The organism is Pseudomonas sp. P4_B4, assembly GCF_056402255.1.
On sequence record NZ_JBFUHS010000009.1, the window covers coordinates 131,034 to 145,574 of the forward strand.

The 14,541-nt window shown below is 59.6% G+C and carries 14 protein-coding genes; 4 read left to right on the forward strand and 10 right to left on the reverse strand.

All coding sequences use genetic code 11. The annotated features are described in order from the left end of the window. Positions 1 to 55 precede the first annotated feature (55 nt). The gene (gene aceK, locus AC1DVE_RS12675) at positions 56 to 1,774 is read right to left on the reverse strand and encodes a bifunctional isocitrate dehydrogenase kinase/phosphatase (protein ID WP_223456373.1); all 1,719 of its coding nucleotides are present in this window, start codon (positions 1,772 to 1,774) and stop codon (positions 56 to 58) included. A 159-nt stretch (positions 1,775 to 1,933) separates the two neighbouring features. Between aceK and AC1DVE_RS12680 the strand changes: the two genes are divergently transcribed. Then, a complete protein-coding gene (locus tag AC1DVE_RS12680) occupies positions 1,934 to 2,827 on the forward strand; it encodes a DMT family transporter (protein WP_223456374.1) in 894 nt (297 codons plus the stop codon). A 78-nt stretch (positions 2,828 to 2,905) separates the two neighbouring features. On the opposite strand, the gene AC1DVE_RS12685 is transcribed toward AC1DVE_RS12680, so the two are convergent. From AC1DVE_RS12685 to AC1DVE_RS12705, 5 genes are all read right to left on the reverse strand, one after another. Then, entirely contained in the window at positions 2,906 to 3,769 is an 864-nt protein-coding gene (locus AC1DVE_RS12685; RefSeq protein ID WP_223456375.1) for a DMT family transporter, read from the reverse strand. A 478-nt stretch (positions 3,770 to 4,247) separates the two neighbouring features. After that, a complete protein-coding gene (locus AC1DVE_RS12690; protein WP_223456376.1) occupies positions 4,248 to 5,186 on the reverse strand; it encodes an aspartyl/asparaginyl beta-hydroxylase domain-containing protein in 939 nt (312 codons plus the stop codon). Positions 5,187 to 5,452: 266 nt separating this feature from the next. Next, a complete protein-coding gene (gene cysK / locus AC1DVE_RS12695; protein WP_150724362.1) occupies positions 5,453 to 6,427 on the reverse strand; it encodes a cysteine synthase A in 975 nt (324 codons plus the stop codon). Between the two features lie 223 nt (positions 6,428 to 6,650). Then, positions 6,651 to 7,151 (reverse strand): DUF2442 domain-containing protein, encoded by a 501-nt coding sequence (locus AC1DVE_RS12700; protein WP_223456377.1) that lies wholly within the window; start codon positions 7,149 to 7,151, stop codon positions 6,651 to 6,653. Next, on the reverse strand, positions 7,139 to 7,369 hold the full coding sequence (locus AC1DVE_RS12705) for a DUF4160 domain-containing protein (protein WP_218432173.1): 231 nt from the start codon (positions 7,367 to 7,369) through the stop codon (positions 7,139 to 7,141). Before AC1DVE_RS12705 ends, AC1DVE_RS12700 begins: the two co-directional genes overlap by 13 nt. 205 nt (positions 7,370 to 7,574) lie before the next feature. Here AC1DVE_RS12705 and AC1DVE_RS12710 point away from each other — a divergent pair, with 205 nt between their 5' ends. Beyond that, positions 7,575 to 8,420 carry an AAA family ATPase gene (locus AC1DVE_RS12710; RefSeq protein WP_007984829.1) on the forward strand — a complete coding sequence of 282 codons (846 nt, stop codon included), beginning with the start codon at positions 7,575 to 7,577 and terminating at the stop codon, positions 8,418 to 8,420. 12 nt (positions 8,421 to 8,432) lie between these two features. Beyond that, the gene (locus AC1DVE_RS12715) at positions 8,433 to 9,611 is read left to right on the forward strand and encodes a vWA domain-containing protein (RefSeq protein ID WP_056721361.1); all 1,179 of its coding nucleotides are present in this window, start codon (positions 8,433 to 8,435) and stop codon (positions 9,609 to 9,611) included. A 117-nt stretch (positions 9,612 to 9,728) separates the two neighbouring features. Here AC1DVE_RS12715 and AC1DVE_RS12720 read toward each other — a convergent pair whose 3' ends face one another. From AC1DVE_RS12720 to AC1DVE_RS12735, 4 genes are all read right to left on the reverse strand, one after another. Continuing rightward, complete coding sequence (locus tag AC1DVE_RS12720) at positions 9,729 to 10,655, reverse strand: 5-oxoprolinase subunit C family protein (protein WP_223536053.1); 927 nt, start codon at positions 10,653 to 10,655, stop codon at positions 9,729 to 9,731. Beyond that, positions 10,652 to 11,356: a 5-oxoprolinase subunit B family protein gene (locus AC1DVE_RS12725; protein ID WP_477783958.1), complete on the reverse strand. Its 705-nt coding sequence runs from the start codon at positions 11,354 to 11,356 to the stop codon at positions 10,652 to 10,654. Before AC1DVE_RS12725 ends, AC1DVE_RS12720 begins: the two co-directional genes overlap by 4 nt. Then, a complete protein-coding gene (locus AC1DVE_RS12730; protein ID WP_223456380.1) occupies positions 11,353 to 12,105 on the reverse strand; it encodes a 5-oxoprolinase subunit PxpA in 753 nt (250 codons plus the stop codon). Before AC1DVE_RS12730 ends, AC1DVE_RS12725 begins: the two co-directional genes overlap by 4 nt. 73 nt (positions 12,106 to 12,178) lie before the next feature. Next, complete coding sequence (locus AC1DVE_RS12735) at positions 12,179 to 13,465, reverse strand: MFS transporter (RefSeq protein WP_223536055.1); 1,287 nt, start codon at positions 13,463 to 13,465, stop codon at positions 12,179 to 12,181. A gap of 146 nt (positions 13,466 to 13,611) precedes the next feature. Here AC1DVE_RS12735 and AC1DVE_RS12740 point away from each other — a divergent pair, with 146 nt between their 5' ends. After that, positions 13,612 to 14,541 (forward strand): LysR family transcriptional regulator, encoded by a 930-nt coding sequence (locus AC1DVE_RS12740; protein WP_477783959.1) that lies wholly within the window; start codon positions 13,612 to 13,614, stop codon positions 14,539 to 14,541.

Genomic DNA, 14,541 nt, shown 5'->3' on the forward strand with positions numbered 1-14,541 from the left:
CAAGTTAAAAGCGGCTTCTAACTTGCCGCTTGTAGCTTGCCGCTTGCAACTGTTCCTATTCGTTATCCAGCCCTTTACGCCGATACGGAAACACATCAATCACCTTCCCCGCCCGGATCGCTTCCTGCAGGCTTTTCCAGTAATCGGCGTTGTACAACTCGCCATGCAGCTGATCGAACAACTTGCGTTGCCCGAAATCGGCAAACAGGAACGGTGGAAACTCTTCCGGGAACACGTCCAGTGGTCCGATCGAGTACCACGGTTCGGACGCCATTTCATCTTCCGGGGTGCGGGGTTGCGGGATATGGCGAAAGTTGGCCTCGGTGAGGAAGCAGATCTCGTCGTAGTCGTAGAACACCACCCGACCGTGACGGGTCACCCCGAAGTTCTTCAGCAGCATGTCGCCGGGAAAGATGTTCGCCGCCGCCAGTTGCTTGATCGCCAGCCCGTAGTCTTCCAGGGCCTCGCGCACCTGCGCCTCGTTGGCGTTTTCCAGATACAGGTTCAGCGGAGTCATGCGGCGTTCGGTCCAGCAGTGGCGGATCAGCACCGTGTCGCCTTCCACCGACACCGTGGACGGCGCAACTTCCAGCAATTCCTCCAGGCACGCCGGATCGAACTTGCTCAGCGGGAAACGGAAATCGGCGAACTCCTGGGTATCGGCCATGCGCCCGACGCGGTCGACGCTTTTCACCAGGCGGTACTTTTCGATCACCGTGGCGCGGTCGACGTTTTTCGACGGTGAGAAACGGTCCTTGATGATTTTGAACACGGTGTTGAAACCCGGCAGGGTGAACACGCTCATCACCATGCCGCGCACGCCGGGGGCCATGATGAACTGGTCGTCGGTGTTGGCCAGGTGATTGATCAGCGCCCGGTAGAACTCCGACTTGCCGTGCTTGTAGAAGCCAATCGAGGTGTACAGCTCGGCAATGTGCTTGCCCGGCAGGATACGCCGCAGGAAGCCGATGAACTCCGCCGGCACCGGCACATCCACCATGAAGTACGAACGGGTGAACGAGAAGATGATCGACACGTCCGCCTCATCGGTGATCAGCGCATCGATCTGGATGCCGCGACCTTCCAGGTGCAGCAAGGGAATTGCCAGCGGCCATTGCTCGTCGGTGGTGTAGATGCGCCCCACCAGGTACGCGCCTTTATTGCGGTACAGCACCGAGGAAAACAGCTCGACGCTCAGCTCCGGGTCCTTGCACACCCAATCCGGCAGGTTCTCGCGCAACTGCGCTTCGAGGCGCTTCAGGTCACCGGACAGGTCGGCGTAATCCTCGCTGAAGCGGTAGTCGGCGAAGATGCTGGCGAGCATCGCCGACAATTGGCCTTGCGGCTTGTAGGTGCGGGTTTGCGCGGCCCGGGCACGGCGCAGGCTCGGCCGGGTGGTGTGGATGAACATGCAGCCGTCGCTGATCAGGTCATGGCTGAACAGCCCGCAGAAGATCGAGTTGTACCAGGTCTCGGACAGTTCATCGTCGAAGCGCAGGTCGATCAGGCTGATGTAGGCGCTTTTGACCAGCGGCCAGCAGCTGACGTCCAGGGTGTCGGTGTCAAACGCGGTGCGCAGTCGCGCCACCGTTTCACCGACCTTGTCTTCGTACAGATTGATCCGCGCCGCCGACGCCGACTGCGTCTCTTGCCACCGGGCCTGTTCGAAGCGAGCCCGGGCGCCGTCGGTGATCTGGCGAAAATGCTCGCGGTAATCGTCAAAGCCATCGAGGATCAAGCGGGCGATGTCGGCGGCTGGCCATTGCTGCGGCATGGTGAGACCTCTGCGGGAATTCGGGAGGCTTGAGCTTAGCCAGTGAACCGGGGGCAGGAGAAGCGTAATTTTCCGGACGAATTAAATGCCCGGTTTTCGGTTGCCATCGATCACACACTCAGCAACACTTTCGCCCCTCCCCCAAGGAAGGACCGCGCTGTGAACCCCGTCGATATTTTCCGTTTACTGTCACTGGCGGCCATTTGGGGTGCGAGTTTTCTGTTCATGCGCATCATCGCCCCGGTGATCGGCACGATTCCCACGGCGTTTTTCCGCGTGTCGATTGCCGCTGTCGGGCTGCTGGTAATTCTCGGCCTGATGCGCATCAGTTGGGATTTCAAGGGAAAACTCAAGACCGTGATGCTGCTCGGGGTGATCAACTCCGGCATCCCGGCGACGCTCTACTCGGTCGCGGCGCAAGTCTTGCCGGCCGGTTACTCGGCGATCTTCAACGCCACCACGCCGCTGATGGGCGTGCTGATCGGCGGCTTGTTCTTCCATGAAAGACTCAGCGCCGCCAAGCTCGGCGGGGTTTTCCTCGGGTTGCTTGGCGTCGGCGTCCTGACCCGCGCCGGTCCGGTGGCGTTCGACATGCAACTGCTGATGGGCGCCCTCGCCTGCCTGCTCGCTACCACCTGCTACGGTTTCGCCGGATTTCTCGCCCGACGCTGGCTCGATCAGGCCGGTGGGCTCGACAGTCGCCTGTCAGCGCTGGGCAGCATGCTCGGAGCGACCCTGTTCATGTTGCCGTTGTTCGGCTACAGCGTGATCAGCCAGCCACCGGCGAGTTGGGGGGGATGGAAGGTCTGGTTGTCGCTGCTGGGATTGGGGCTGGCGTGTACTGCGTTTGCCTACATCATTTACTTCCGGTTGCTCAGTTCGATCGGCCCGGTAAAGTCGTCGACCGTGACCTTCATGATCCCGCCGTTCGGGGTGCTGTGGGGGGCGATGTTTCTCGATGAGCCGCTGTCGATGGCGCATATCTATGGCGGGTTGTTGATTTCGCTGGCGTTGTGGTTGGTGTTGAAGCCGGGCTTGGTGGCTGACCGGTAGCATTGTTGCGTTGCGGATGACGCCAAAAATCACAAAGACCCGGAGCATTGCTCCAGGCCTTATCGGGTTTCCTCGCAATTACGCGGTTTTACGGAAGACGAATACCAGACCAAGGATGATCAACAGCATGCCGAACAGGCTCAACATCGCCAGGCGATTGCCGAAGATCAGATAGTCCATCACCGACGTTACCGCCGGCACCAGGTAAAACAGGCTGGTGACATTCACCAGATTGCCCCGGGCGATCAAGCGGTACAGCAACAGCGTCGCCAGCACCGATACCACCAGCCCCATCCATAGTACCGGCAAGATGAAACCGCTGTTGTGCTCGAAGTGAAACGGCTGGAAGGGTACGAAAATCCCGCACAACAGCAGTCCGGCCAGATACTGCACCGGCAATGTGCCGAGGGGATTGTCGGTGATGCGTTTCTGCATGATCGAACCGAACGTCATGCTCGCCAGCGCCAGCAACCCGTACAGCATCCCAGCCAACGACATCCCGGCCAGACCGATGCCCTGATAGACCACCATGATCAACCCGGTCAGCCCCAGGGCCAGACCGAACATTCGGCTCCAGGAACGCTGGCGCTCCATCACCACCACGGTGAGTATCGGCTGCACGCCCATGATGGTCGCCATCACCCCGGGCGTGACTTTAAAGTCCAGGGCCAGCAGATAGAAAATCTGATAAGCCCCCAACAACACCACACCGGTGGCCATCGCATACAGCATCGGTTTGCCGCCCTTGGGCAACTTCAGCTTGAGCAACGGCACCAGCAACACCAGGCCGCATAGGGCGATGACGAAACGAAACATCAGGAAGGCAAAGGGCGACGCGTGAGCCAGCCCCCATTTGGAGAAAATCGCCCCGCTGCTCCACAGCAGAACGAACAGGCTCGTGGACGCCGCCGCGAGCGCGGACTTTTTCGAAAGGACAAACATGAATACCACCTGTAGTCAGGCAAAAAGCCAACTCAGCAAAAAGCTGAAATCCAGTAGTTTTTCAGGCAGGCATGGGGAACAGCAGAAGGCAGCTGATCAGCCCGAAATGCCAACGCCTGGCGGTGATGCGACTGCGCACACCGACGTGCTACTGACAGGTGGGGGGTAATGACTGATCTGCCCGGGCTGCTGATTCCCGCACAGCACGACACCAGCGTTGACCGCTGAATCGACTACCGCGTTGATGAGGGATGCAGGCATTGGGCTGATCTTTGCTCGAGGGATAAAAAGGTGAGTCCAAAACTCACCGTGCGCCGACTATAACCAGCGTTTGACATGGATTGCAACGACTCGGCCAAAAGGCCAGTAATGACAGCTGACACAGAATCAGCATTGTGCGGTTGGAGGGGTTGCCCGGGACTCCCCGGAAATAAAAAAACCGCTCGCAACGAGCGGTTTTTCTGTTCTGTATCCGGCTTCAGCCAAACAACCAATACCCCAGTAACGTCAGCACCACCACCGCCAGTACCGGGCGCAGTACCCGATAGGCCTTGGGATTGCGCCGCTTCCATTGCTTGACCACGCCACTGAATTTATCGCTGGAGTTCTTGCTCCAGGCATAGGCCCGGTTGATCCCGCCCACACGCTCGTCGTCCAGGTTCTGAGGGGCGGTGGCGCGACCCAGCCAGGCGCTGATACTGCGATTGATGCGGGTCATGAAGCGATTGCTCAGTGGACGCTCGATATCGCAGAACAGGATGACACGGGTCTTTTGCGTTTCATTCTTGACCCAGTGCACGTAGGTTTCGTCGAACATCACGTCCTCACCATCGCGCCAGGCGTACACCTGACCGTCGACAAAGATGCGGCAATCATCGGAATTGGGGGTGGACAGGCCCAAGTGATAACGCAGGGAACCGGCAAACGGATCGCGATGCGGGTTGAGGTGGCTGCCGCCTGGCAGCAGCGCGAACATGGCGCCTTTGACGTTGGGAATGCTGCTGACAAGTTCCACGGTTTTCGGGCACAAGGCTTCGGCGGAAGGCAGCGGTTCGTCATACCACTTGAGATAGAAACGCTTCCAGCCCTTCTTGAAGAACGAGCCAAAACCGGCGTCGTTGTTCTTTGCCGCTGCGCGGATATACCCCTCGTCGAACAAGTGCATCGCTTCGTCGCGAATTACCTCCCAGTTGTCCTTGAGCACATCCAGTTCAGGGAACTTGCTGCGATCCAGATACGGTTTCGAAGGCACACCGGAAAACAGGTACATCAAGGCGTTATAGGGTGCGAACAGTGCCGAATGGTTCACGAACTGGCGCAAAACCGGCAAGCGCGCCTTACCGCGTAAATGCACATAGAGGGTGCTGCCGAGAAACAGCAGCAACAACGAGGCCTTCGCGGCAAACGATAAGGTCATCAACAACTCCTTTGAAGATAAACGACACTGCGCCAAGTCCATTGCCCGACATGGCTGCCAGCATGATAAACACTACCGACCCGGTGAAAAACCTGCACTTTTTAACATTCAATGTTAATGAATGTGCAACAAAGTATTTCTTAACATAAGGCGCCTGAACGCTGGCTGATGCAAATCCATCATCAACCAGACCACATCAATAGATCGCAACCCGCGACAACGCCTCAGCCATCACCGCCAGCCACGATCCGCCAATGGTTTAATGCTTACTGCTGATTCTCCTGTTCGGTAAACAGATCACTGAACAGCATGCTCGACAGATAACGTTCACCGGAATCCGGCAGGATCACGACGATGGTCTTGCCCTGCATTTCCGGGGTCTCGGCCAGCCGAACGGCCACTGCCATGGCGGCGCCGCAGGAAATCCCGCACAAAATTCCTTCTTCCTGCATCAAGCGCAAGGCCATGGCCTTGGACTCTTCGTCACTGACCAACTCCACTCGATCGACGATCGACAAATCGAGGTTCTTCGGCACAAAACCGGCACCGATGCCCTGGATCTTGTGCGGGCTCGGCTTGATTTCTTCACCGGCCAGGGCCTGGGTGATCACCGGCGACACCGCCGGCTCCACCGCTACCGAAAGTATCGGCTTGCCCTGGGTATTCTTGATATACCGTGAAACCCCGGTGATGGTTCCACCGGTTCCGACGCCTGCCACCAGCACGTCGACCGCGCCGTCGGTATCGTTCCAGATTTCCGGGCCGGTGGTTTTTTCGTGGATGGCCGGGTTGGCCGGGTTGTCGAATTGCGCCGGCATGAAGTACTTAGACGGGTCGCCGGCAACGATTTCACCGGCTTTCTCGATAGCGCCTTTCATGCCTTTGGCCGGCTCGGTCAACACCAGTTCGGCACCCAGTGCCTTGAGCACCTTGCGGCGTTCGATACTCATGGACGCCGGCATGGTCAGCATCAGTTTGTAGCCACGGGCGGCGGCCACGAAGGCCAGGCCGATGCCAGTATTGCCGGAGGTGGGTTCGACGATGGTCATGCCCGGCTTGAGTTTGCCGCTGCCCTCGGCATCCCAGATCATGTTCGCGCCGATCCGGCACTTGACCGAGTAACCGGGGTTGCGCCCTTCGATCTTGGCCAGGATGGTCACACCACGCGGCGCAATGCGATTGATCTGCACCAGCGGCGTGTTGCCGATGGAGTGGGCGTTGTCAGCGAAAATGCGGCTCATGGCTGGGTCCTTAACGACAGCATTGAAATAGGGCATCAAGGTAAGCCTCTTGCCCGCAGGCGTCCAGTCGGGTCGAACGTCCGCTTATCAGTGCAGTCAATGGCTTTGGATCGTCAGAGATTTGCCACCATGAAACGTCGATACAGTTGGCCCCTGCGGACCCTCATCGGCCTGATTGTGCTGCTGATAACTCCACACATCGCCTTGCCAAGCCGCAAGCCGGTTAACTTTTACGAGTGACGGTGTAGCGGCCTGTTTCTTCGGCCGCCCGTGGAACGTTCGCTTGCAACTGCAAGTAGTCCCAGCCCAGGCAGGCCAATGCCAAAGACCGGGGCACCGCTTCCCTGCCACCGCTGTAACGACTGATGCTGCGGGTACTGACCCCCAGCGCCTCGGCGGCCTGCGTGAGTGTCAGCCCGGTGCGAGCGCGCCAGTCGATGAAGATCCGGGTATTTTCGTCGGAGGCATTTTGTGCGATCGCATCCAGGTACAACGTGTCTGCACCAATCTGGATGTCCTGCTCAGACCACTCGACGCACCAGCCATCATCACCTAGAGCCGCGCCATCGAACGCGCGTCCCTGCAATGGCTGCAAGCCCGGAAAGGTCAGCAGGTCACGACTCAGATCCAGAGTCAGTTGCTGACCGTCAATAAAGGTCAGCTGCAGGCGATATTCCGGTAGTGCCTGTACGGCCAGCAGCCGTGGTCGTTTCATGGGTAGCATCGTTTCCAATCCTCCAGCAATTGCGCCTGATGAGCCCTGACCCATTCCAGCGCCTCCTTGATAATCAGCGGCGGTGCCTTGCCTACCATCACTTCGACGGTTTCCAGGCTAAGCATTACATCCAGCCCGCCACCGGTCAGATGAACATGGGGCGGTGGATGATCCTTCTCTCGCAACTGAATGCGATACGTATCTCGAAATCGGTATTTAGTAGACATGCCCGGCAAGCTATCGCCAAAATGGCGATAGCTCAATACTGGCCAGCAGCCGAGACTGAGTCAAGATGTGACGCCCCATTCAGAGACTGAATAAGCCGTCTGCGTTCACAGTCGACCGGGCACCGCGTTATAGTCGGGGCTGACTCTTTTATTGCCCCCCCGCCCTGCCTCGTACAGGTCGGCGTTACCGTTCGAGGATTAGCAGATGAAGTTCGAAGGCACCCAGGCCTACGTCGCCACCGATGACCTGAAGCTGGCGGTCAACGCCGCCATCACCCTGGAGCGGCCGTTGCTGGTCAAGGGCGAACCGGGCACCGGCAAGACCATGCTCGCCGAGCAACTGGCCGAATCCTTTGGCGCCAAGCTGATCACCTGGCACATCAAGTCCACCACCAAGGCCCACCAAGGCCTGTACGAGTACGACGCGGTCAGCCGCCTGCGCGACTCGCAACTGGGCACGGAAAAGGTTCACGACGTTCGCAACTACCTGAAAAAGGGCAAGCTCTGGGAAGCTTTCGAGTCCGAAGAGCGGGTCATCCTGCTGATCGACGAAATCGACAAGGCCGACATCGAATTCCCCAACGACCTGCTGCAAGAACTCGACAAAATGGAGTTCTACGTTTACGAAATCGACGAGACCATCAAGGCCAAGAAGCGCCCGATCATCATCATTACCTCCAACAACGAGAAAGAGCTGCCGGACGCCTTCCTGCGCCGCTGCTTCTTCCACTACATCGCCTTCCCGGACCGTGTCACGATGCAGCGGATCGTCGACGTGCATTACCCGGACATCAAGAAAGACCTGGTCAGCGAAGCGCTGGACGTGTTCTTCGACGTGCGCAAGGTGCCGGGCCTGAAAAAGAAGCCTTCGACCTCCGAACTGGTGGACTGGCTGAAACTGCTGATGGCCGACAACATCGGCGAAGCGGTGCTGCGCGAGCGCGATCCGACCAAGGCCATTCCGCCGCTGGCCGGTGCTTTGGTAAAGAACGAACAGGACGTGCAACTGCTGGAGCGTCTGGCGTTCATGAGCCGTCGCGGCACCCGCTAAGAGGCTGATGCCATGCTGCTCAACCTGTTCAATGAAATGCGCGCAGCCAAGGTGCCGGTCTCGGTGCGTGAGCTGCTGGACCTGATCAACGCGCTGAAACAGCGCGTGACCTTCGCCGACATGGACGAGTTCTATTACCTGTCCCGGGCGATCCTGGTGAAGGACGAGCGGCATTTCGACAAGTTCGACCGGGCGTTCGGTGCCTACTTCAACGGCCTGGAAAAACTCGACGACCACCTGCAGGCGCTGATTCCCGAAGACTGGCTGCGCAAGGAGTTCGAACGCTCGCTGACCGATGAAGAGCGGGCGGCGATCCAGTCCCTCGGCGGCCTGGACAAGCTGATCGAAGAGTTCAAGAAACGCCTCGAGGAACAGAAGGAACGCCACGCCGGTGGCAACAAGTGGATCGGCACTGGGGGCACCAGCCCGTTCGGTTCCGGCGGCTTCAACCCGGAAGGCATTCGGGTCGGCGATGCCGGAAAGCGCCAGGGCAAGGCGGCCAAGGTCTGGGACCAGCGCGAATACAAGAACCTCGACGATTCGGTCGAGCTGGGCACCCGCAACATCAAGGTCGCCCTGCGCCGCCTGCGCAAGTTTGCCCGTCAGGGGGCAGCGGAGGAACTGGACATCGATGGCACCATCGACCACACCGCCAAGGATGCCGGCCTGCTGAACATCCAGATGCGGCCGGAGCGGCGCAACACCGTCAAGCTGTTGCTGCTGTTTGATATCGGCGGTTCGATGGATGCGCACGTGAAGATCTGCGAAGAGTTGTTCTCGGCCTGCAAGACCGAGTTCAAGCATCTGGAGTACTTCTACTTCCACAACTTCATTTATGAATCGGTGTGGAAGAACAACATGCGCCGCACCTCCGAGCGCACCTCGACCATGGACCTGCTGCACAAGTACGGTGCCGACTACAAAGTGATCTTCATCGGCGACGCCGCCATGGCACCCTACGAAATCACCCAGGCGGGCGGCAGCGTCGAGCACTGGAACGAAGAAGCCGGTTACGTGTGGATGCAGCGTTTCAAGGAGAAGTACAAGAAGCTCATCTGGATCAACCCGTATCCGAAGGACACCTGGGGCTATACCTCTTCGACCAACATTGTGCGGGATTTGATCGAGGACCAGATGTATCCGCTGACCCTTCGCGGGCTGGAGGAAGGGATGCGGTTTCTTTCCAAGTAAAAATTCGTCGCCTGTGAAGGCCTCTTCGCGAGCAAGCCCGCTCCCACATTGGATCTGTGTCGCACACAAAACCAATGTGGGAGCGGGCTTGCTCCGGGCGGCGATCCGACGAAGCTTTTAGCGGTCTGTAAGACTACGTAAATACTGGACTTGCTCGCGGTGCGCCACATCCTGCACCACCGGCCGCAACCGCACCCGCGCCCCCGGCAAGCATTGCGCCAATCGCGCCAGCGCCAACGGCGTCAACGCTCCCAGACGCGGATAACCACCAATGGTCTGCCGATCATTGAGCAACACAATCGGCTGCCCGTCGGGCGGCACCTGGACCGCACCCAACGGTATACCTTCGGAAATCATCGGTTTGCCCTGGTACTGCAGCGCCGTACCCAACAGGCGAATGCCCATCCGGTCGGCTCGGCTGTCGAGGCTCCACACGCTGTTGAACGCATCGAACAGGCTCTGCCCGCTGAACTCGCCGATCTGCGCACCAAGCACCAGATCCAGCAATGGCTCGCCGGTGAAATCCGGCACGTATTCGTTCGGCAACTCCCGCAGCAATACCAGCGAGTTCCCCGAGTAGCTCAATGACGCGCCTTTACCCAGCGCATGGCCCATTCCGTCCAGGCCACCAAGTTCCTCGCGGACCACCGTCGCGCTGCTGCCCAGCACTTTCGGTGCATCAAACCCACCCGGCGCCGCCAGATAGGCCCGGGCACCGAGCAACGGCCGGGTGAATTGCAGACGCTGGCCTTTGTGCAGCCTGAAACTGCGCCATGGCGCCAGCGCTTCGCCGTCCACCTGCGCACCAAGATCCGCTCCGGCCAAGGCCAGCACGCAATCATCCTCGGCAACGACGGTGAATCCGCCGAGGGTGATTTCGATTACCGGCGCATCCAGCCCGTTGCCCAACAGCCAGTTGGCCCAAGCCATCGAACGCCAATCGGCGGCTCCGCCCTGGGTCACGCCCAGATGCCGTACGCCGAATCGACCGGCATCCTGCAACAGGCACAGCGGCGTACTCGCTTCAATCATCAGACGGCTCATGCCTGGGCCTCCAGTGGCGTATCGTCACCGCCCAGGCTAATGAATTCGGCATGGCCGACCGCTTCGAACCGTACGGTGTCACCGGGTTGCATCAGGCTGTAGCCGTCACGGTGGCGATCGAACAATTTGGCCGGCGTGCGGCCAATCAGGTTCCAGCCCCCCGGCGACACCACCGGGTAGGCCGCCGTCTGCCGTTCGGCGATACCGACACTGCCGGCCGCGACTTTCTTGCGTGGCGTGTTCAGACGCGGCGCGGCGAGCACCTCTTCTACCAGCCCCATGAAAGCGAAGCCCGGTGCAAAACCCAGGGCAAACACCTGATATTCACGCTCGCAGTGACGACGGATCACCTCCTCCACCGCCAATCCGCTGCGCTGCGACAACAGGCTCAGCTCCGGACCGACGCTCAAGTCGTACCACACCGGCAACACATGACAGGTGCCGCGCGTACGCGCATTGGGCGACAGATCGATCAGTGCCTGGGCAATCAACTCCCGGGCCTGGGCGGGACTCAGCGCGGTCAAGTCGTAATGCACCATCAAGGTGGTGTAGGACGGCACCAGATCGATCAGATGCCCGGCGAATGCCGTGCGCAGACTTTCACTGGCCGCCAGCATCCACGGCATGTTGGTTTCGGCAATTTCATCGAACAGGCGCACCATCAGGCAATCCAGCGCCACCACTTCCACCCGCAGCTTCATGACGCGCTCTGCCGGTTCAAGGCTTCACGGATGCGTTGCACAGCAGCGACCGAACTGGCGTTGTCGCCGTGCACGCAGAGGGTGTTGGCCTGCAAATGCAGGGCACTGCCGTCACTGGCGGTGAGCGGATCGCCACGGGCGATGGTCAGCGCCTGTTCGATGATTGTTTCCGGGTCGTGATGCACCGCTCCCGGCAGCTGTCGCGACACCAGCCTGCCGGCGCTGTCATAAGCACGATCGGCAAAGGCCTCGAACCACAGGATCACACCGTATTCATCGCCCAGTTGTTGGGCGGCGCTGTTGTCGCGGGTGGCCATCAACATCAATGGCAGATTTCGGTCATAGGACGCTACCGCTTGCAGCACAGCGCGCAGTTGCGCCGGGTTGGCCATCATGTCGTTGTACATCGCACCATGGGGTTTGACGTAACTGACTCGCCCACCCTGGGCCCGGCAGATGCCGTCGAGGGCGCCGATCTGGTAATGCAGAATGTCTTGAAGTTCCTGGGTGGCATAGGCCATGGAGCGGCGGCCGAATCCCACCAGGTCCTGATAGGCCGGATGCGCGCCAACTTGCACACCGTGGCTGAGGGCCAGGCTGACGGTCTTGCGCATGATGCTCGGGTCACCGGCGTGAAAACCGCAGGCGATGTTGGCGCAATCGATGTAGGGCATGATTTCCGCGTCCAGACCCATGGTCCAGCTGCCGAAACTCTCGCCGATGTCGCAGTTCAATAGCAGGCGGCTCACGCTGAACACTCCTGTAGGCTTTTTTCTTTTTAGCTGCGGGACATATCTATAAGACAGCCCCGCAGATTATCAGTTACTGGGCGTCGAGTTGCTTGCCACGGGTTTCCGGCAGGCTCAGGGCCGCGAGGATCACCACGCCGTAGGAAACCGCCGCAAAGGCACCGATGCCTACACTCAGCGGCACGGTCTGGCTGAGCAGGCCGATCAGCAGCGGGAACAACGCCGCCAGCGCCCGGCCGATGTTGTAGCAAAAACCCTGGCCCGAACCGCGAATGCGTGTAGGGAACAACTCGGTCAGGAATGCGCCCATTCCACTGAAAATCCCCGAGGCGAAGAAGCCCAGCGGAAAGCCCAGCCACAGCATCACGCCGTTGCTGACCTGCAGTTGGGTGTACAGCAACACAATGGTGAACGAGCCCACGGCGAACAGGATGAAGTTCTTTTTACGTCCGAGGATGTCGGTCAAATAGGCGCTGATGACATAACCCACGTAGGACCCGATGATCACCATCGCCAGATAACCGCTGGTATTGAGTACGCTCAGACCGCGCTCGTTTTTCAGAAACGTCGGTAGCCAGGACGTGATCGCGTAGTAGCCGCCCAGCGCGCCGGTAGTCAGCAACGAAGCGCGTATCGTGGTGAAGAGCATGCCGGGGGCGAAGATCTCGTAGAACTTCGACGGATTGCTCGGTTCCTGTTTGGCTTTGGCTTCACGATAGATTTCCGGGTCCTTGACCAGACGGCGGACGAATATCACGAAAATCGCTGGCACGATGCCGAGGATGAACAACGCGCGCCAGGCGTCTTCCGGTGGCAACACCGAGAACAGCAGCGCATACAGAATCGCCGTCAGCCCCCAACCCAGCGCCCAGCCGGATTGCACCATGCCAACAGCCTTGCCACGGTCCTGGGCACGAATCACCTCGCCGATCAGCACCGCGCCGGCCGTCCACTCGCCGCCGAAACCGAAGCCCATCAACGTGCGGGCAATCAGCAGTTGCTCGTAGCTCTGGGCAAAGCCGCAGAGGAAGGTGAAGAAGGCAAACCACAGCACGGTCAGTTGCAGCGTGCGCACACGACCAATACGGTCGGACAGAATCCCCGCCACCCAACCACCGATGGCCGAAGCGATCAGCGTGCTGGTGTGAATCAGCCCGGCCTGGCCGGTGGTGATGCCCCACATGGCAATCAGGGTCGGCACCACGAAGCTGAGCATCTGGGTGTCCATGCCGTCCAGGCCATAGCCGATCTTGCAGCTCCAGAAGGTGCGGCGTTCCTGCTGATTGATGTTGCGATACCAGTCGAAAGGTCCCGGACGGGCCGAGGCTTTCGCAATGGAGGTGGTGTCGGGCGCACTCATGGCAAATCTCCGCGCTGATTTTATTGGTATTGTTCTGAGCCCCGACGACGCCTATCGTGGGAACCGGATGCGTCGATTTTTGGACGCGCGCCCCTGCTGCGTCCAACTAATAAAAACCCGCCTTAGACATAAGAAATCTTTATCCCATGAACCTGAAGTTTCTCGAGACCTTCGTCTGGGTCGCCCGACTCAAGAGTTTTCGCCTGACCGCCGACAAGCTCTTCACCACCCAGGCGTCGATTTCCAGCCGAATTGCAGTGCTTGAAGGCGAGCTCGGAGTAAAGCTGTTTCTGCGGGATTCGCGCGGCGTGAGCCTGACGCCCGAAGGCCTGAAAGTGCTCGATTACGCCGAGCAGATGATGGACACCATGCAGGCACTCAAGCAGTCGATCGAGAGCCGTTCGAGCAAGGCCGGACGGGTGCGCATCGGCGTGATGGACACGGTAATCCACACCTGGCTCAGCCCGTTGGTGGCGCAGATGACCGATCACTACCCGCTGGTGGAAATCGAACTGGTGGCTGATACCTCGCTCAACCTCTGCGATCAGCTGCAAAAAGGCTTTCTCGACGTGATCCTGCAAACCGACCTGCTGCGCCAGGAAAGCGTGCGCAGCCTGGAACTGGCCAGCCACCCCATGGGCTGGATTGTCGCCAGCAATTCCCTGTACAACCGTGAGTATTCAGGCGTCGCCGATCTGGCGAAAGAGCGGATCATTACCTACTCGAAAAACTCTCACCCGCATCAGGAAGTGCTGGCGCTGATGCAGGCCAATGGCGTGACGGCGCCACGTCTGAACTGCGTGAACTCGGTGTCGGCGATTACCCGGCTGCTGCGCGACGGCTTTGGCATCGGCGCATTGCCGCCGGTGCTGGTGGCCGAGGAACTGGCGCGCGGTGAATTGACCTTGCTGGACATCGATCAACGACCACCGAACTTGCAGGTGGTGGTGTCGTGGCGGGTGGGCGTTGAGTGGGTCGAGGAGATTGTGGCCTTGTGTCAGCAGGTGTTGGAGGAGTATGCGCGGAAGGTGGGCGAGCGCTACATGGTCTTGAGCAAACCCCTGGCCAGCCTCTGA

Coding starts and splice junctions, on each gene's coding strand:
- aceK (WP_223456373.1), bottom strand. CDS start 1,774: ATGCCGCAGCAATGGCCAGCCGCCGACATCGCCCGCTTGATCCTCGAT.
- AC1DVE_RS12685 (WP_223456375.1), bottom strand. CDS start 3,769: ATGTTTGTCCTTTCGAAAAAGTCCGCGCTCGCGGCGGCGTCCACGAGC.
- AC1DVE_RS12690 (WP_223456376.1), bottom strand. CDS start 5,186: ATGACCTTATCGTTTGCCGCGAAGGCCTCGTTGTTGCTGCTGTTTCTC.
- cysK (WP_150724362.1), bottom strand. CDS start 6,427: ATGAGCCGCATTTTCGCTGACAACGCCCACTCCATCGGCAACACGCCG.
- AC1DVE_RS12700 (WP_223456377.1), bottom strand. CDS start 7,151: ATGCTACCCATGAAACGACCACGGCTGCTGGCCGTACAGGCACTACCG.
- AC1DVE_RS12705 (WP_218432173.1), bottom strand. CDS start 7,369: ATGTCTACTAAATACCGATTTCGAGATACGTATCGCATTCAGTTGCGA.
- AC1DVE_RS12710 (WP_007984829.1), top strand. CDS start 7,575: ATGAAGTTCGAAGGCACCCAGGCCTACGTCGCCACCGATGACCTGAAG.
- AC1DVE_RS12715 (WP_056721361.1), top strand. CDS start 8,433: ATGCTGCTCAACCTGTTCAATGAAATGCGCGCAGCCAAGGTGCCGGTC.
- AC1DVE_RS12720 (WP_223536053.1), bottom strand. CDS start 10,655: ATGAGCCGTCTGATGATTGAAGCGAGTACGCCGCTGTGCCTGTTGCAG.
- AC1DVE_RS12725 (WP_477783958.1), bottom strand. CDS start 11,356: ATGAAGCTGCGGGTGGAAGTGGTGGCGCTGGATTGCCTGATGGTGCGC.
- AC1DVE_RS12735 (WP_223536055.1), bottom strand. CDS start 13,465: ATGAGTGCGCCCGACACCACCTCCATTGCGAAAGCCTCGGCCCGTCCG.
- AC1DVE_RS12740 (WP_477783959.1), top strand. CDS start 13,612: ATGAACCTGAAGTTTCTCGAGACCTTCGTCTGGGTCGCCCGACTCAAG.